The sequence below is a fragment of the Acidiplasma aeolicum genome (assembly GCF_001402945.1).
Lineage (GTDB): Archaea > Thermoplasmatota > Thermoplasmata > Thermoplasmatales > Thermoplasmataceae > Acidiplasma > Acidiplasma aeolicum.
Window position 1 is genome coordinate 1 of sequence record NZ_LKBG01000253.1, and the last position, 17,643, is coordinate 17,643.

A 17,643-nucleotide genomic window follows, 5' to 3' on the forward strand; every position below is an offset into this window, starting at 1 on the left:
ATATTTATTAAATTGATGAAATTAAATATATATACAACTATTAAATAATGCATTAATGAATATACTCGATGTTGACAAAAGACTTAATATGAAAATGAAAATTGTGATATCATCTGATTCATATATATTTAGATGGTCAAAGCTGCATAATTTAAATATGACGCTTTTTTTCAGGAGCCAGGAAAAGAAGAATTATGCAAATGTATTCATTTATAAGGATAAAAATAAAAAAATTCCGAAAGAGCTTCTTGAATCTTATGGTGCATCGGAATTTGAAAATTATTTTTATGTAACAGTACAAATATCAAATGAGAAAATAATAAATTTAATAAATGAGCTGGTTCAGGTTAAATCATTAAAGCTATCAGAAACAACAATAGAGGATGGCAAATTGATTATTAGATGCAGATTTCACAGTGATTACAAAGCAGAAATCTCGCAAATTGTAAACAGATATCTTCTTATTCCATATTTTATAGATGATATATTAATAAAGGAGTCTGAGGGTTACAAATATTTAATGTTTAAAAAAAACAAAAGGACAGGGCTGGCAGTCATAAAGTACAGCGTTCCGTTTGACATAAAAAATCTGGGATATGGGGCTAATTTAATTGAAAATAGAAATCTTGTGGCAGAGGCCATAAATGCTTTTTCTGATGATGAGAGTTTTAAAATTTTAGTTTATTCCGATTCTGAACTTGAGGAAAATGATGAATTAAAATGCATTTCAAAAAATGCATTAATTTATGAAACATACATAAAAGATCCATTGTTTTTACTCATGAAGGAAAGATTAAATAACCATGGCATATTCAGGGATGGGACATATATCCAGATTAAAGATGGGAATGTAATCATAACACAATTTTTAAGTTCGTTTAGAGTCAATGAATATCTTCAAATTATGTATTCATCCGGCATGGAAATATATAAGGAGAACATTATAAAGCTTAAAATGTGCTCTGATATTTACGATGAGGTTTTCGATGATTTAAATATAGTATAATCTTAAAAATTAAAAATTAATGTATTATATTTAAGCGAAAGTATTATATTTTAAGCATATATTAAGTAGTATTGGCAGGAAATATATCAACTGATATTTTGCAGCGAATTGCGTCAAAATCGTTTTCTCTGGATACACATGCATTAAAAGTTGAGGCAAATTATTCTATAACTGGCATGTCAGGGACAGAATATCATTTTGATTATATTGTATTTTCCGGAGGGGAAAAAATTGCCATAAAAATTTCCTCTGACGTATCATCTATAAATGATATAATGCTTTTTAATTCACATTGTATTGACAGCGGAATTGATAAAAAGATAATGATTGCCAACCGTGAATTAAATGAAAATGAAAAAAGGATGTGCCAGGCCTTTGGCATCATAATAGCGGATATAAAAAATTATGAAAATGATGAGTTATATTCAGGAAGGGCAAAGTTTGGAATTCCAGAGCTGGATGCAAAGCTTGCCGGCGGATTGAGGCCTGGATATGTTTATCTAATATCAGGAAAGACAGGAGCAGGTAAAACTACCCTTTCCAGCATGTTTTTAAGCTTTGGTGCAAAAAATAATGAAAAGGGTCTAATGGTTTTAACCGATACATTTCCGGATCAGTTTTTGGATAATATAAGAACAATGGACATAGGCTTTGGAGAGGCATATGAAAATAAAATGATAGAGATAATGGAAATATCAGACCAGATAAGGGTCATGAAGTCTGAGGTTTCTTCAGGTAATACAGATTTCAGAAAATTTATTACTAAAATTATTACAGAATTAAAAAGAATAATAATTACAAAAAACATAAAACGCGTTGTTATAGACCCTGTTACATTACTGCTTATACCTGATGATGATTACATAAACCTATTCCTTAACAGCCTTGCAATGAAGGATGTTACAGTTATTATAACAAGTGGATTGAGAACCACTGAATTAAGCGTTTTTGGTATGGAGGAATATTATGTTACAGGTATTATCAAGCTTGATTATGTAACTACCGGCGAAAATATAGATAGAACATTAAGAATTGTTAAAATGAGGGGCTCAATATTTGATTCCACCCCATCAAGGTTTAAAATTACTTCCGCTGGAATAATAATGGATGGAAAAAATTCAGGAATTTCTTCCCCCCCCGCGAATTCTGGGAGTTCAGACATATTTAAAAATATAGGTGATTAACTGAAAAAAAGAATATTTATCGTGGCAAATATTCTTTCAGTACTGTCCATTATTTTTATTATAGCTGGGATTATATCCTCTTTATATGCTGCAATTATTTTAAAGCACGGAAATTTAGAGGAATATATTTTTACCTTCTGGTTCTGGCTTGCCACGGTTTTCTTTGGAATACAAAGTATTTCATACTTTATATCTTTCAGGAGAAGCGTTTATAAGTATCCTGATACCATAAATTCCGCATATCTGCCGTCATTAAGAAACAGGGTGGCCATTCTGGTACCAATATTTAACGAGGATATAAATATGTGCATAGACAATTTGCTGGCAATTCATACAAATGCAGGAAATTATGCAGATATTTATGTACTTGATGATTCCAATAAGGTCGATACAGAACCCATTAAGGAGATATGCCAGAAACTTAATTTACACTACATACACAGGAATAACCGTAGCGGTTATAAGGCCGGCGCATTAAACAATGTTTTGAGAACACTTAATGTAGAGTATGTGGCTGTGATAGATATAGACCAGACGCCTGCACCGGATTTTGTCAGGGAGACTGTTGCCCTGCTGGATAGTCATCCAGAGGCTGGATTTGTTCAGGTTCCGCAGGTATATGCCAACACTGACAGTGGTGTTCTTCCAGAGCTGGCCCAGGCGCAACAGTTTTTATTTTATGAAATTTTAACAGAGGGGAAGAGTGTAACAGGATCATTATTCTCATGCGGTACAAATGTTATTTACCGGCTTAATGCTTTAAAATCAGTAAATTATTTTGATGAAACAAATATAGTTGAGGATATAGCCACATCACTAAATTTAATAGCCAGGGGATGGCACGGGCTTTACTATAATAAAAAACTGGTATTTGGAAGGGCCCCAACAACAATGCAGGGATATGTAAACCAGCAATCAAGATGGATGCTTGGATCTTTGTCACTTGTACCCAAGGTTTTTAAAAACATAATTTTTTCAAAAAAATACAGCCTGGTGGAAAGGATTGACTGGTTTGCGGCTGCTACGTGGTATTTCTTCGGATTCTTTTATATTGTTTTTCTAATAGCCCCGTTTCTTGATGTCCTCGGTATAAAGGTTCTAACCGTTAATAGCATCATATATTTTTTTGCATGGCTTCCATATACAATTATAGTAATGTTTTCATTCTTTTATTCAAATGTATCAAAGGGTGCTCCATTTAGGTATTTATTATACAATATGGGTGCAAACATGCTTATGTTTTCATTGAGCATACAGTCTGTGATTTATGCAATTCTAAGAAAGAAAAAACCGTTCACCACTGCAAGAACAGGAGGTACAATGCCATGGAGATGGTTCTGGCCGCAGTTCACCATGATGTTTTTATTGGGATTTTCATCTGTTTACCTGATAATACACTTTTCTTTGTATAATGCAATTACTGCATTCTGGGCAGTATTTCAGTTCATTTTATTTATACCGGTTATATTTATTAACAGACCTGTAAAACAATCAGAAATGGACATGCCAGTATTTAAAAATGCAAATTAAAATATGAAAACATTTTAATATAAATATTAAATAATATACTGTGGAGATAGAGGATATAGATAATAAACTGGACATGCACTTTGAGATACATTTCAATGACTGGTCCAAGATTACTGAGATATCAAGGGAGCTTTCTTATAACGGTGAAATAGCAATAATATCGGAAGAAAAATCAATATATTTCTATGTTTTTTTCCCCAAAAATGATGCCGATAAATACAGATACCTTTTTCCGTTGTTTGATGTTGAGGAAAGAAAAAATTATTTTATGGCACTTGGAAGGATAAATAATAGAAATATAAAGGATACAATTGACAGTATATCCAATATAGACGGATTAATTATTAATTCATACTGGCTTAAATCAGGAAGCATAGTAATGGAGGGTTACTTCCATCATAATAAGCTGCAGGAATTTTCCAATATAATTTTATCCCAGATTGTTCAGGCTAAAAATATAAATAAAATATTGTTAAGGCCGGTTAAAAGCATATATGCCAACATTAGAAACAGCTGCCAAAATTTTAAAAATATAGTAATTAGCATAAAGTATGATGAATTTAACAATGCCAGGGTTGCCCAGCTGCTTAAAAATACAGATACAATTGCCCAGCTTATAGATAATTATCCGGTTAATAATAAATTCAGAATAATTTTGTATTCAAATGATGATTTAACAAAATATGATGGTATAAATATAATATCAAGGGAGGATGGAATTTACACAACCAAAATAGAGGATGATTTTCTTGCAATATTAGGAAAAAAAACATTTGAATCAAGAATATCGTGGCAGTACTCTTTTATATATGAAAAAATGGGAAGAATTTATGCCAGTTTTTTAATACCTGATTACCGTGCAAGGGAGTACATTGATATGATTATTGCATTGCAGATGGAAATAAAGAGAATGGATCTTGTTACAATAGAAAATTATTCAAATATCAACGAAAATTAAATATTATTCTGTAAATGTTGCAGTATTGCCATATCCCTCATAAACAGTAATATAAAGTTTAAAATTATTTAAATATTTAATTAGCTCATTTTTTAATTTATTATAGATGAAAATTGCTATATATTCTGCAGATCCGACATTATATTCAAAAACAAATGCCTCATTAGAGTTTATTACAAGCTTCAATTGATCATTGACATAAACATAGTAATTATTTTCCCTTTCATATTTTATATCATTTTTAGGGATTATAAATTTATGGTCCATGGAATCTATTAAAGGTTTCACAAGATTTTTTATCACGGTAAAATCTATAACCATGCCGTTTTCTGAGATTTCATTACACTGAATTTCAACATCAAGGGCATAATCATGCCCGTGAAGGCGCCTGCATTTTATATTATCCGGGACGTAGTGCCCGGAACTCCATGTTAAATTTTTTTCCCTTCCAAGTATTTTTATTGTAAACATAATTAATCACCGATCATCTTCATGGCCTCAGCCTTTAATGACCTTACCGCCTTTTTAACCGATGGATTATATTTAAGTGATGAGGTTACCATGACAGCATTCTCCTGCTTGACACCGCGCATCATCATGCACATGTGCTTCCCCTTGACAATTACCATGACAAACAATGGATCAAGATTATTGTATAGAAAATCCACAATTTCTGATGTCATATTTTCCTGCAGCTGCGGCTTGCTCGCTATTTTATTAACCGATCTTACCAGCTTGCTGACACCAGCAATATAGCCTGCCGGCTTTGGCAGATATGCTATGCTAACAGTACCCTCAATGGGCAGAAGATGATGTGAGCACATTGAATAAAATGTTATATCCTTTAATATAACCATGCTTTCCTTGCCCTCCAGCCTGAACTTTGTAAAATTGAAATCTCCAGACTGGCGCCATTCCCTGAAAAAGCTGTCTATTCTTCTTGGAGTGTTTTCGAGCTCCTCATCATTAAACCATCCGTATTTTTCATGTAAATTGTATATTAACCTCTTAATGCTATCCCTAAGTTCATCCTCACCATACTCAGTTTCTGACATTATACACCTCTAAGATCGCCAAATATATATTTATGTTCCTGTATCATAAATTTAACATCCGCGGGGGCAGATTCAATAAATTTTTCTGCAATCTCCCTAATGCTAGATTTATACACCGGTTGTATTATGAATTGTATCTTTCTATTTATATTATTTTTTATTTTTATTATCTCCTCAATTGCAGTGTTAAAATCTTTTATATCTCCAGCAACAAATTTTATATAATCTCCATCTGACATATAATTAAGGTTATTATAATTAAATTTTCCATACATCCCAGATGATGGCAGCTTGAAGTCTATATCCTTGTAAACATTTTTATATAATGGTAGGAATCTTTTGATATCAATACTGCCTGAGGTCTCTAAAAGTATTTTATATTCAGGGTATATCAATTTAACAAGATCATTTAAATCTCTCTGAAGTAGGGGTTCCCCACCGGTGATACATATCCAGTTAAAATCGTTTTTTTGATGCCATCCATGAATTATATCAATAATCCTATCCAATGAATATTCAGTGCCCTCATTAAATGAGTACTTTGTATCACACCATGAACACCTTAAATTGCAGTATTCTGTTCTTATGAAGAGCATTTTTTCACCCGTGTAAATGCCCTCCCCCTGTAATGATAGAAATATTTCATTTATCCGCATGTTTTTAATAAGTTTAATGTGATAAAAAACATTTATGGTTAAATCGCATAAATTAATAAATATATTAAATATATACCTTAAAAAATGTCAACAACCTCTGAGAAAGTTCAGCAGTTTTTAAGGGACAATCCGGACATAAGAAATAGCATGAATATTGGAATAATTAACCAGTCGGCACTTGCCAGACATATAATGCATGAAATGTCAATAGAAAATTTTGACGCCGTACTTGCAGCGTTGAAACGCTATGATTATAAGGATCCATACCCATTAAAAAAGGAGATTCTCAAAAAATCCAATCTTGAGATGGTTTCAGGGCTTTCGATTATTGTTATAAAAAGGACATATAATAATTTAAAGATAATAACCAACATTATATTAAATAATAAAAGGTTAAATTCTGTAAAAATTGTTGATACATCGGATGGCATAGCATTAATAGCTGAGGATGTTATAGCATCAGAAATAATGAAATATGTGCCTGATGAACAGATATTAAAGGTTGATACAAACCTTGGCGAACTGATAATAAACAGTCCAGAAGCAATAGAGAAGGCAACAGGTTACATTAATTATATTACCTCACTATTATCAGATATAAATATATTGCAGATAATATCTTTTTACAATGATACAATTATAATACTTGACCAAAAAAATCTTACAGATGCCTTTAAAATAATTTCGTCAAAAATAGGTGAGTGAATTATTTTTATAGTTATTTATTATATGGCCCTATGAGCCGTTATGACCGGATAAATGAATTCAGGGAAAAGAACATTCCTTCAGGTGATGTTCTTTCTGCAGCTGATCTTAATAGAAATGACATAATAGTTGATGTTGGTGCCGGATCCGGATATTATTCAAGATTATTTTCTAATTATGTTGACACTGTTTATTCTGTTGAAATAAATCCAGAGGCTGTGGAATTAATAAGAAAAAATTCAATGGATAAAAATAATATAAAAATTATAAACGAGGATATATGCAGCCTTGATATAAAAAATTTTAACAAGGTTTTCTATTCACTGGTATTCCATGATATAGAGTGCAAGGATTATATTTTTAATTTTATGATTGGTAATTCTAAAAAACCATTAAAGGTCATACTGATAGAATTTAAGAATAATGCCCCAATTGGCCCACCTGTGAATATAAGGATAGAACATGACTGGCTTAAAAAAATATTTGAAAACCATGGATTCAGGGAAGAAAATTATATAGACCTTAAATACAATTACATAAATACATATATTATGAAATAAATGATAAAAAATTTATAAAATAATATAATTATTAAACCATGAGTGAGGATAATAACGGAAACCGTAATTCAATTAAACCTGTACCTAACAAAAAATTATTGATTCCTGATGCACCAATTAAAAATGGAAAAACAAAGGTAAGGGGCGGCAAGGAGAATGAGATACTTGAGGTAAATGAACCTGAAATAAATCCTTTTGGAATAAAGAATTCAAAGAGTATAATAAAGGAAAAACCAAAAAATAACCAGAATAAAAATAATGCAATATTTGGAAAAAAATAATATAGATTTAAAACCATTTTTAAATATAAATTTCTATGTGCATCATAAAAATATTATTTTGTAAATAACTCTAAAACATAAAATCAATATAAATTATTGACATAGCCAATTATGGTAATGTGTGTCATGTATAATTTAAAACTTAAAAATGTGCATCCATCAACAATATGTGTGCTGCTTTCCAAATTTGAGGATTCATTTAATGCGCTGCTGGATGTGATTACATCCCCGCTTCCAGAGGATAGCCTTGAGGAATTCATAGAGGGATATGCAAGAACCGACGAAATTATGCCTGAGGACAAAACCATTGGTTTTATAATAATAAATAAGGAAAAGAAGGTTGTGTCGTTAACCTTCACCCAGAATACCGGAATAGTAAGGCAGAATGTTGAAAAAATACTGGAAAAATATAAAAAACTTGGATACAAAACCGAGGTGGAGTACGCAAAAACTCCATATTAATACATTGTAAGGTTAAATTTTTTATCCATTTTCTCGTAATCATCTCTTGTATGGATTTCAAGAAGCTGTGATATTTTTTCCATAAATGGCACCGGATAGTTATCAAATTCCTCACGCCATAGAATTAGCCTCTTCTTTTCATCACTGAAAAGGACAACCTCTCCATGTTTCTGAAGGCAGTGTATGCATTCCGCAGCACTTAATGGGTCATCCTTAAGATCCTCAAAACATTCAGTATAGCTTTTCATAGATCACCGCACCTCTTTGCATCATATGACGGGTATTTTATATTATACCTGTTCATTGCGTATACTATATGATCCATTAATGACTGCTTATACTGTTCATAGGATTCAATATATGGTATAAAGCTCAGGTCCTCATTTTCAAGAAATTTGGAAAAATCATCCATGGATTCATTTCCCTCTATAACATTAATTATATGCTGTAAAAGTTTTTCCTGTTTAATTTTTCTGGCATGTTTATATCTTTCTAAATTCTTTGCCAGAACGGAGTAGGCATTCACAAGATCACCCTGGTCAATTGAATCCTTAAATACCTCAATAACATCATTTACATCCACATTAACACCTCATATTACCGCTATACCCACCAGATACGTATAAAGGAAGAACACCACACCAAAGGCCACAGTAAGTACTGCTGTGGCTATTAGTGAATACTTTACCGATGGTGTTAAATTAAATTCCACCCTGCTATCGTAAACATAGGATTCCCTTATAATTCTAAAATAATAAAATACAGATATTACACTGTTGATAATTGCTATGACTGCAAGCCACCACAGACCGGCTGCAACAAGTGAGAAGAATAAAAAGTATTTTGCAAGGAATCCGCCTGTAATTGGAACGCCTGCCAGGGAAATAAGCAGAATCCAGAACGAGAATGCAGATGCCGGTGATTTTTTGGACAGACCCCTAATATCATCTATCATTATCTTATCCTTCCTAATAAGGCTCATGGCAATGAATGACCCGCCCTTCATGAATATATAAACAAGGGAATAAAACATTGCCGTTGCAATACCAAGCCTTATATATGTGGCTGCCGGAACGGGTGATGAAATATTGTAATATGAATAGCTTATAAGTGCATAAACAAGTATCAGGTAACCTGCCTGCGAAACGCTTGAATATGCCAGAATCCGTTTTAAATTATTCTGTGACAGTGCTGCAACATTGCCGTATGTCATTGTAAGTATTGATAATATTGCGAAGAAATAAAATACATAGTTATAAAATGCAGAAAATCCAAGAACGAGTATTTTTAATAGAATCATGTATGCGACAATCTTGCTGCCCGTGGAAAGAAAGGCAGAAATTGAGTTTGGTGATCCATCATATGTATCAATGGCCCACTGCTGCATGGGGAATATTGCAAGCTTAAATCCAAAACCAATTATTATAAATATAAATGCAATGAGAACAGCCTTATCAAAATATATATGATTTACATCGAAAAGATTAAAGGTTCTAAGCCCAAGGTAAAAGAATGATATTCCAAGAACATTAAATGCTGTGCCCACAGTGCTTATTATGAAATATTTAAGTGAGCCCTCCAGGTTACGCCTTGTTTTGTTATATGCTGCAAGCACATATGTTATTATACTAACACCCTCAAATGATACAAATAATATTAAAAGGTTATATGTGTATGCAGATACCAGCATGGTTAATGTCATAAAAATTATAAGGGAATAAAATACATCATATCTCCCCCTTATATCGTTTAATGATGGTATTACAATCATCATTGATGACGCAATGAATATAAGTGCCCAGAATGAATCAAAATCATTGAAAATAAGACCGTATGAAGAATAATTATTTGAAAATATCAGGGATAGTATAAAGGCCAGTGCCAGTACAATTAATGTAAATAATGCCATGGCCTTTTTATTATCCTTTCTTATGCCAAATGCCAGCGCAACGAAACCTGCAATACCAAGCAATATTATTGAGTAAAAATATTCATAATCCATGTCAAAACACCACACTAAGAGCTTTTGCATAGGAGGCAAGCAGTTTAAACATTAATGTTGGATAAACACCAAAAAATATGGAAGATACCAGCATAAATAAAAGTATTAAGAACTCCGGTTTTGTAAGATCCTTAAGCGGGCCAAGCTTTTCATTATAAAAACCATACAATGAACGCTGTGCTGCCCATATAAAATATGCAGCAGTAACTATAAGCCCGAAAATAATTATAATTGCAAACAATCCTATTGTTTCAAATGATGAAACTGTAACAGAAAATTCACCTATAAAGCCTGCAAGTGCAGGCAGTCCAAGCGATCCGAGGAGTGCGGCAAGGAAAAATGTTGATGCGTATGGCATCTGCCTGTAAAGGCCACCAAGGCCATAAACCTGTATTGTATGGGTTCTTTTATAAATAAACAGCAATGAGGCGAAGGCAAGGGATGTAACAAATGCATGGGCTATGGTCTGGTACATTCCGCCTGCAAGGTCAAATGTTTTAACATATCCTGTTGATATAATGCTTGTGCCAAACGATATTGTCACAAATGCCATTTCGCCTGCGCTCGAGTATGCTATCATCCTTTTCAGGTTTGTCTGGAACATTGATGTAAATGCAAAGTAAACAACGCTTATTAGGCCAAGTATTATTAAAAAGTAGACAAGACTCTTTGGGAATAGTGGTGTAACCGGGTATAATATGCCTAAAAGTCCATAACCACCCATGGATAAAAGTCCGCCGGATAATAAAATACTCCCTGAAAATGGCGCTGTATAATGTGCATTGGGCAGCCATTCATGTAATGGAAATGTTGGGAGCTTGATTAGAAAAGCAAGGAGAAAACCAAAAAATGAGAAATAAAGTGCGAATTTTGGCAGTGATTTCTGAAATGCCAGATTCATAAGATCTGATATCTGAAATGTAAATACCTTGAATTCAATAAAATAATATGTAGAAAGCATGAATATTGATAGAAGCAGAAAAAGTGACCCCACATGTGTATAAATAAAGAATTTAATTGATATTTTTTCCTTGTTTATTGTGCCATACTTTGCTATGATGAAAAACATCGGTATTAAAACAACCTCCCAGAATATATAAAAGAACAGAAAATTTCTGACAGAAAATAAACCAACAAGACCAAATCCAACTGACATTAAAAGCCCAAAGAATGTGTCGTTATTTTCCCTTTCACCTATGGAAAGTGCAAATATTGTCACAATAAGTGCCATAATAACCAATAAATCTGTGAACCCTGTGAGGCCAAGTGAAAAATTTAACTCTATATGTATTCCTGAACTTGTATAATTTGCCAGAACATAATTGTATTTTGCAATTATATTTCCAAGGTAATTATTAAACCTAATGAAAGAGTATATTACAAAGGCCACAGACATTATACCAAGAAATACCATTGAAAAGTATTTGGCATATGACCTGGCAAAGAATGTAATAACCACGCCTATAAATAATACCAGAAGAAAATATGGAAGGAACATTATTTAATCATCCCCAGAAGTTCTATTATTATGAATAATATAGATAGACCTATGAGCAGAAAAACAACATAATAACCTGCAGAACCCGTCTGAATTTTTCTAAGGCCGGTACCGGCATCAGCAAGGTCAGAACCCATTTTATCTATGCTGTTATCATATGTTCTATCCCCATGGCCTATATAAAATGATAATGGTAATATGATCCTTTCAGCAACATAATCAGTATAAATGATATCAAGATAAAATTTGTTTTTAATTATTCTGTACAGAGGATTTCTTGATATATCTATCTTCTTATTTACTGTGTAATAATATATCATATATGCTATTCCTATGCCTATAAATGAAAATATTACGGGTATTACAGCTATGTAAAGTGGTGGTGTATATATATTTACTCCAGAGTATAAAAATTTATAGAATGGCTTCTGAATAATTCCAAGGGTAAGCGATAGAAATGCAAGCACCATAAGGGGCGTTAAATATACAAGTTTTGGGTCCCTGGCATGTTCGGCAAGGTATGATCTTGGCTTCCCAAGAAATACAAGAAAATACATTCTAAATGTATATACCGCAGTAAGAATTTCGCTAAAGAGAAGCAAAAGCCATGGTATAATGCTTCCCCCATTTAAATAATATTCATATGATGCTGATATAATCTGGCCCTTTGAAAAGTATCCAGCTGTTGGCGGTATGGCCGCAAGTGTTATTGCGCCTATTAGCATAAGAATTGCGGTTACAGGCATTCTTCTGAAGAGACCCCCCATTTGCTTTATATCCCTCAATTCAAGCAGTGCTATTAGTATAACTGCTGCAGACATAAACAAAAGTGCCTTAAATATGGCATGAACCACAAGATGATACATGCCAAATGTGACACCAGAATAGCCAATAATACCTCCAAGGCCTATCGATGCCAGCATGTAACCCAGCTGGCTTATTGTTGAATATGCAAGTACCCTCTTTATGTCATTCATGACTATGCCTAGTATGCCTGCGAAAAATGCTGTAAATGCACCTATGGCGGTAACGGTATAAAGTGAGTATGCCGCTGAGTACTCAAATAATGGAAAAACTCTTGCCACAAGATAAACACCGGCGGTAACCATTGTTGCCGCATGTATAAGGGCGGAAACAGTGGTTGGGCCCTCCATGGCATCAGGTATCCACACGTGCAGCGGGAACTGAGCTGATTTTGCTATGGCCCCTGCAAGAATTAAGAGTGTTGCAAGTGCAAGCGTATTTTTTCCAATTAAAATGGATATTTTATGTGCATTTGTAATAAGATATGGTATGCTGAGGGGGCTCACAGGGCTTATTTTAACAAGTGAGGTGTAAAGCACTGCCATGCCTATAATAAATAAAAGGTCCCCCACCCTTGTAACAAGAAATGCTTTTTTTGCAGCAGAGGCTGCATTTGGCTTGAAAAACCAGAAGCCTATTAATAAATATGAGCAAAGCCCGACTATTTCCCAGAAAAGGAATAATAAAACCAGATTGGATGATATAACAAGCCCCAGCATTGCTGTAACAAACAGACTTGTTTCTGAGAAGTATATATTTTTTCTTGGGTCCTCCCTCATATAAAATATGGCAAAGAGATTAATCATTAATGAAACAAAGGAAACCATCATTGCCATTAAAACGGTAAGATGGTCTATGTATATACCAAAATCTATATTATAAAACCACTGGTAATGGACATATATTGCATTATGATTTAAAAGATACAGATATGCATCTATTACAAGTATTAATGATAATAATATCATTATTGAGCTGAAAATTCCAGATAATTTTAGTCTGTATTTTCCAATTATGTATTCAGCAGGAAATGCAATTAATGGAAATATAAAAATTAAAAAGTATATGCCTACCATTTTATCTCCCTCAGCAGTGAAATGTTAATCTTACCATATTTTTTATAAACAACTGTAAATATTGCTATGCCCACAGCAGTTTCTATTACGCCAACAGCAATAATAAATAATGCAAATATTATCAGGCTTGTGGAATAATATAATGATGCTATGCCCACAACGTTTATTAATGCAGCGTTTAAAAGAATTTCGAGTGATATTATAAGCCTTATTCCAACCCTGGATGTTATAATACCGTATATGCCTATTGTAAAAAGAAGTAATGATAATTCAAGTACATATATAATATTCATTTTACCTCACCTGCTATAAACATAACACCTATGATGGATGCAACAAGTATAACTGAAAGCAGTTCAAATGGAACAAGGTAGGCTGAAAAGAGTAATTTTCCTATATTAAATAAATTCTGTGTCCTTGGTATAAAGCTTGCCCTAATGAAAAGTATGTTTGCCGCGAATATTATAAAAAATACCGATACCGCAATTTTTTGCAATTTATTCTTCATTTTCATAGCCTCCGGTCAGCATTAAAACAAACACAATTAGTATTATAACAGCGCCAGCATATACAAGGATTTCAACAGCGCCGATAAAGCTAAGGCCAAGCAGTATAAACATTGCAGCCAGATCAAGAAGAAACATAAGAAGATATATTGTTGAATGGGTTAGATTATTGGTTCTTACGCTTGCCGCAGCAAAAATGACCGCAATGGCTGCCAGTATAAGAAAAATTAACGTATAAATCATTTTATGACCTCATCCTCCTGCATTGTTAGCTCCTTTGGTGAGTATGTAAAACTGTTTCTGGTTCTTGCATCCTCGAACTGATGTGTTAGGTATATTGCATCTGTGGGGCATATTTCCTCACAGTTTCTGCAAACCGTGCACGTTCCAAAATTTACATCCGGGTAAATGTGCCTCTTGTTCTGAAGATTTTCTCTTGCCCCTCTGGCAGTTTCTATAACAACGTCACCCTTGGGTTTTGCCTCCTCATCTATTTTCCAGACCTCCATCTTAATGCTGTGGTTTGGACAAACCTGCTCGCATAATGTGCATCCAATACATGCCTCAGGGCTCAGAAATATTCTAAAACGGAATCTTTCAGGTATTTCTCCCTTATCCTCTGGATACTGAACAGTCACAGGCTTCTTAAACATGAACCTTCCTATATTATACATTGTCTGCAATGAACCTATGACCGGAATCGGCTTTTTTGGTATTTTTACCTCCTTTACTGTTGCAACCATCTTTCATCACCTTATATACAAAACAAACAGGCCTGCATAAACAAGATTTATAATGGATATGGGAAGCAGGTATTTCCAGCCGAGATTTACGAATTTATCAACCCTGATTCTTGGCAGGGACACCCATGCCAGGAATGCTATTAAAACAAGTATTATTGTTTTTATAAACAGGTATATAAACCCTAAATCAGAACTTGCCGGCCCATTATATGCACCCAGGTATAAAATTGAAACAAAGAATGAACCAAGGTAAACCATGCCAAAAAGACCTATATAAAATAGACCGAATCTCATTCCAGAATACTCTGTTGTGTATCCTGTTATTAATTCACTATCACTTTCGGCCAGATCAAATGGTGTAAATGATGCCCTGGCCACCATCGATATGTAAAATATGAGAAGGCCGAGGGGGTCAATAATTCCATATGGTATTACCTGATTTTCAACTATACCTGCAAGACTCAGGCTGTTATATGTCTGTGCCCCTGTTATAAACGACCTGGATGATATCATTATTATGGCCAGTGCACTTATTAGCATTGGAACCTCAAATGAAACATCCTTTGCAACCCCCCTTAAGGCACCAAGCAATGCATAATTACTCTTTGTGCTTATTCCGGCAAGGATTTCTCCAATGGGCAGCAGTGATAAAACTCCAAATAAAAGTACTAGTGTAACATCAGAATGTGTTATTGTAAGCGACCCAAAGTAGGCAAGACTTCCATATGGGATTATAACAAATGATACCATGGTTGTCATCATTATAATTAAGGGCGCGAGCCTGTAGGCCAGATCGTCCCTGTTTGCTGGAAGTATTGATTCCTTGCCAATAAGTTTAAACGCATCGGCAACAACCTGCAGCAGACCATATTTTCCAACCCTGTTTGGTCCTATCCTCAGCTGTATTCTTGCCATGTATTTTCTGAATACATATATTAGGGCCATAAATGAAATTCCAACAAATATTAAGATGAATATTGTTTCAAGCAAATATGCTATACCGTAGGAAACTCCAGGCCCAAGAAACGAAAACCAGTCATGAATTCTAATTAATAGATTCATCTGTCAATCTCACCTATTACAGTATCTATTGATCCTATGATCACAATCAAATCTGCTATCATTAAGCCCCTTGCCATTACAGGTACTACTGATATATTCTTAAATGCCGGGCTCCTGACGTGAACACGGTAAGGTTTTACTGTATTATCCCCCCTTACATAAACACCAAATTCACCATTGTCGGATTCAACCCTTGAAAAGACCTCTCCATCACCCTTAACCCTTAGCATCAATGATTTTTTTGCCTTATTATTAAAATATGGCCCATCCGGTATCTTATCAAGGCACTGATCTATAATTCTGATGGACTGCCTCATCTCCTCAATTTTCAGCACAAACCTTCCAATGTTATCCTTCCTGTGCGATATGGGCACATCAAAGTTTACCTTATCATAGAATAGATAAGGTGCATCCTTTCTAACATCGTATGCAATGCCTGACCCCCTTAAAAGTGGGCCGGTAACACCGTAATCCAGTGCCACATCAGGTTCGAGGATTCCTATTCCATCATTCCTCTGCCAGAATATTTCACTGTGTATAAACATGTTATATATGTCCTCAAGCCTCTTTTTGAAATTTTTCGAAAATTCCCTGATGTCATTTATAATTTTTTCATTAAAGTCCTGGTAAACACCGCCAATGCTTATGTAATTTACCTCCTGCCTTCCACCGGAGGCCTCCACAAATATTTTCTGGATTTTTTCCCTTTCTGCAAAGCAGTGAAAGAATGGGGTTAGCATGCCCATATCAAGGCCAAAAGCACCAAGTCCAACAAGCCTGGCTGCAAGCCTGTTTAATTCGGCCATAATCATTCTAATCCATTGTGCCCTTTCCGGTGCCTCTATGCCTGTTAATTTTTCAACCGCAGTTACATATCCAAGCTCCATATTCATTGCGTCCAGATAATCCATTCTATCGAAATATATGATATTGTTAGCATAAATATTAAGCTCACAGATCTTTTCTGCATTGCGGTGCAGAAATCCTATGGTTATATCAACATCCTCTATGATTTCCTCATTTAATTTAACCCTGAATCTTAATATTCCATGTATTGAGGGGTGCACGGGGCCAAGGTTTAATACAGTATATCTTGACATTACCAGCCCTCCCTTTCATCAAAGCTTACATGCTCATTTCCCTCAGAATCCATGCTTACATACTGAACCTTCTTTAAATCATAATCCTTTCTTAACGGATGGCCTACCCACTCATCTGGAAGTAGTATGCGTCTTAGGTTTTCATGTCCCTCAAATATTATTCCCATAAGATCATACTGTTCGCGTTCATCCCAGTCTGCTGCCTTCCATAAACCAACAAGTGATGGTACCTTTGAATCGTAGGTTAATACCTTGACACCAAGGTACTCATTTTTATCGAAATTATGTAAATGATAAATAACCTCCAGATGATCTTTCATATCAACGCCGGTTATTGATGAGAGATAATATCCCTGTGATTTAAACTCTGTCATTGCCTCTATTAAATCCTTCTTATCCAGGGTGATTACCCTCATTCCTCCCTTATCCTTTTCATCAGCAATTATATTATACAT

At 34.2% G+C, this 17,643-nt stretch carries 23 protein-coding genes; 8 read left to right on the top strand and 15 right to left on the bottom strand.

Translation table 11 applies throughout. The features are described from left to right. The first annotated feature begins 55 nt into the window (after positions 1 to 55). From AOG54_RS07270 to AOG54_RS07285, 4 genes are all read left to right on the top strand, one after another. A complete protein-coding gene (locus AOG54_RS07270) occupies positions 56 to 1,006 on the top strand; it encodes a hypothetical protein (RefSeq protein WP_054964185.1) in 951 nt (316 codons plus the stop codon). Positions 1,007 to 1,077: 71 nt separating this feature from the next. Then, a complete protein-coding gene (locus tag AOG54_RS07275) occupies positions 1,078 to 2,190 on the top strand; it encodes an RAD55 family ATPase (protein ID WP_054964186.1) in 1,113 nt (370 codons plus the stop codon). A 21-nt stretch (positions 2,191 to 2,211) separates the two neighbouring features. Beyond that, a complete protein-coding gene (locus AOG54_RS07280) occupies positions 2,212 to 3,720 on the top strand; it encodes a glycosyltransferase family 2 protein (RefSeq protein WP_054964187.1) in 1,509 nt (502 codons plus the stop codon). Between the two features lie 40 nt (positions 3,721 to 3,760). Continuing rightward, positions 3,761 to 4,678, top strand: a complete 918-nt coding sequence (locus AOG54_RS07285) for a hypothetical protein (RefSeq protein WP_054964188.1) — start codon at positions 3,761 to 3,763, stop codon at positions 4,676 to 4,678. Positions 4,679 to 4,681: 3 nt separating this feature from the next. Here AOG54_RS07285 and AOG54_RS07290 read toward each other — a convergent pair whose 3' ends face one another. Genes AOG54_RS07290 through AOG54_RS07300 form a run of 3 tightly spaced genes read right to left on the bottom strand, consistent with a single transcriptional unit; the run spans position 4,682 to position 6,389 of the window. After that, on the bottom strand, positions 4,682 to 5,149 hold the full coding sequence (locus AOG54_RS07290) for a 6-pyruvoyl trahydropterin synthase family protein (RefSeq protein ID WP_052656657.1): 468 nt from the start codon (positions 5,147 to 5,149) through the stop codon (positions 4,682 to 4,684). A 2-nt stretch (positions 5,150 to 5,151) separates the two neighbouring features. Continuing rightward, entirely contained in the window at positions 5,152 to 5,733 is a 582-nt protein-coding gene (gene folE, locus AOG54_RS07295) for a GTP cyclohydrolase I (protein ID WP_048100947.1), read from the bottom strand. Further along, positions 5,733 to 6,389: a 7-carboxy-7-deazaguanine synthase QueE gene (locus AOG54_RS07300; protein ID WP_048100946.1), complete on the bottom strand. Its 657-nt coding sequence runs from the start codon at positions 6,387 to 6,389 to the stop codon at positions 5,733 to 5,735. Before AOG54_RS07300 ends, folE begins: the two co-directional genes overlap by 1 nt. 84 nt (positions 6,390 to 6,473) lie before the next feature. Here AOG54_RS07300 and AOG54_RS07305 point away from each other — a divergent pair, with 84 nt between their 5' ends. The 4 genes from AOG54_RS07305 (at position 6,474) to AOG54_RS07320 (ending at position 8,397) form a co-directional block, all read left to right on the top strand. Beyond that, entirely contained in the window at positions 6,474 to 7,094 is a 621-nt protein-coding gene (locus AOG54_RS07305; protein WP_048100945.1) for a hypothetical protein, read from the top strand. 32 nt (positions 7,095 to 7,126) lie between these two features. Next, entirely contained in the window at positions 7,127 to 7,654 is a 528-nt protein-coding gene (locus tag AOG54_RS07310; protein WP_048100944.1) for a class I SAM-dependent methyltransferase, read from the top strand. Between the two features lie 38 nt (positions 7,655 to 7,692). Continuing rightward, the gene (locus tag AOG54_RS07315; protein WP_048100943.1) at positions 7,693 to 7,935 is read left to right on the top strand and encodes a hypothetical protein; all 243 of its coding nucleotides are present in this window, start codon (positions 7,693 to 7,695) and stop codon (positions 7,933 to 7,935) included. 111 nt (positions 7,936 to 8,046) lie between these two features. Then, positions 8,047 to 8,397: a TA0956 family protein gene (locus AOG54_RS07320; protein ID WP_048100942.1), complete on the top strand. Its 351-nt coding sequence runs from the start codon at positions 8,047 to 8,049 to the stop codon at positions 8,395 to 8,397. On the opposite strand, the gene AOG54_RS07325 is transcribed toward AOG54_RS07320, so the two are convergent. The 12 genes from AOG54_RS07325 to AOG54_RS07380 are packed head-to-tail and all read right to left on the bottom strand — an operon-like array spanning position 8,394 to position 17,643. Continuing rightward, positions 8,394 to 8,645, bottom strand: coding sequence for a hypothetical protein (locus tag AOG54_RS07325; protein ID WP_048100941.1), 252 nt, complete (start codon positions 8,643 to 8,645; stop codon positions 8,394 to 8,396). The two genes, AOG54_RS07320 and AOG54_RS07325, sit on opposite strands and share 4 nt — an antisense overlap. After that, complete coding sequence (locus AOG54_RS07330) at positions 8,642 to 8,980, bottom strand: hypothetical protein (protein WP_048100940.1); 339 nt, start codon at positions 8,978 to 8,980, stop codon at positions 8,642 to 8,644. Before AOG54_RS07330 ends, AOG54_RS07325 begins: the two co-directional genes overlap by 4 nt. A 9-nt stretch (positions 8,981 to 8,989) precedes the next feature. Further along, a complete protein-coding gene (gene nuoN, locus AOG54_RS07335) occupies positions 8,990 to 10,399 on the bottom strand; it encodes an NADH-quinone oxidoreductase subunit NuoN (protein ID WP_048101331.1) in 1,410 nt (469 codons plus the stop codon). A gap of 1 nt (position 10,400) precedes the next feature. Beyond that, positions 10,401 to 11,897, bottom strand: coding sequence for an NADH-quinone oxidoreductase subunit M (locus AOG54_RS07340; protein WP_048100939.1), 1,497 nt, complete (start codon positions 11,895 to 11,897; stop codon positions 10,401 to 10,403). Then, positions 11,897 to 13,777, bottom strand: coding sequence for an NADH-quinone oxidoreductase subunit 5 family protein (locus tag AOG54_RS07345; protein ID WP_048100938.1), 1,881 nt, complete (start codon positions 13,775 to 13,777; stop codon positions 11,897 to 11,899). The genes AOG54_RS07340 and AOG54_RS07345 overlap by 1 nt, the downstream gene beginning before the upstream one ends. Further along, positions 13,771 to 14,070, bottom strand: a complete 300-nt coding sequence (gene nuoK, locus AOG54_RS07350; RefSeq protein WP_048100937.1) for an NADH-quinone oxidoreductase subunit NuoK — start codon at positions 14,068 to 14,070, stop codon at positions 13,771 to 13,773. The genes AOG54_RS07345 and nuoK overlap by 7 nt, the downstream gene beginning before the upstream one ends. Then, entirely contained in the window at positions 14,067 to 14,285 is a 219-nt protein-coding gene (locus tag AOG54_RS07355; protein ID WP_048101330.1) for an NADH-quinone oxidoreductase subunit J, read from the bottom strand. The genes nuoK and AOG54_RS07355 overlap by 4 nt, the downstream gene beginning before the upstream one ends. Then, entirely contained in the window at positions 14,275 to 14,526 is a 252-nt protein-coding gene (locus AOG54_RS07360; protein WP_048100936.1) for an NADH-quinone oxidoreductase subunit J, read from the bottom strand. The genes AOG54_RS07355 and AOG54_RS07360 overlap by 11 nt, the downstream gene beginning before the upstream one ends. After that, positions 14,523 to 15,026: an NADH-quinone oxidoreductase subunit NuoI gene (gene nuoI, locus AOG54_RS07365; protein ID WP_048100935.1), complete on the bottom strand. Its 504-nt coding sequence runs from the start codon at positions 15,024 to 15,026 to the stop codon at positions 14,523 to 14,525. Before nuoI ends, AOG54_RS07360 begins: the two co-directional genes overlap by 4 nt. Before the next feature lie 6 nt (positions 15,027 to 15,032). Then, positions 15,033 to 16,088 (bottom strand): complex I subunit 1/NuoH family protein, encoded by a 1,056-nt coding sequence (locus AOG54_RS07370; RefSeq protein WP_048100934.1) that lies wholly within the window; start codon positions 16,086 to 16,088, stop codon positions 15,033 to 15,035. Beyond that, positions 16,085 to 17,188 (bottom strand): NADH-quinone oxidoreductase subunit D, encoded by a 1,104-nt coding sequence (locus tag AOG54_RS07375; protein ID WP_048100933.1) that lies wholly within the window; start codon positions 17,186 to 17,188, stop codon positions 16,085 to 16,087. Before AOG54_RS07375 ends, AOG54_RS07370 begins: the two co-directional genes overlap by 4 nt. Then, positions 17,188 to 17,643, bottom strand: coding sequence for an NADH-quinone oxidoreductase subunit C (locus AOG54_RS07380; RefSeq protein WP_048100932.1), 456 nt, complete (start codon positions 17,641 to 17,643; stop codon positions 17,188 to 17,190). The genes AOG54_RS07375 and AOG54_RS07380 overlap by 1 nt, the downstream gene beginning before the upstream one ends.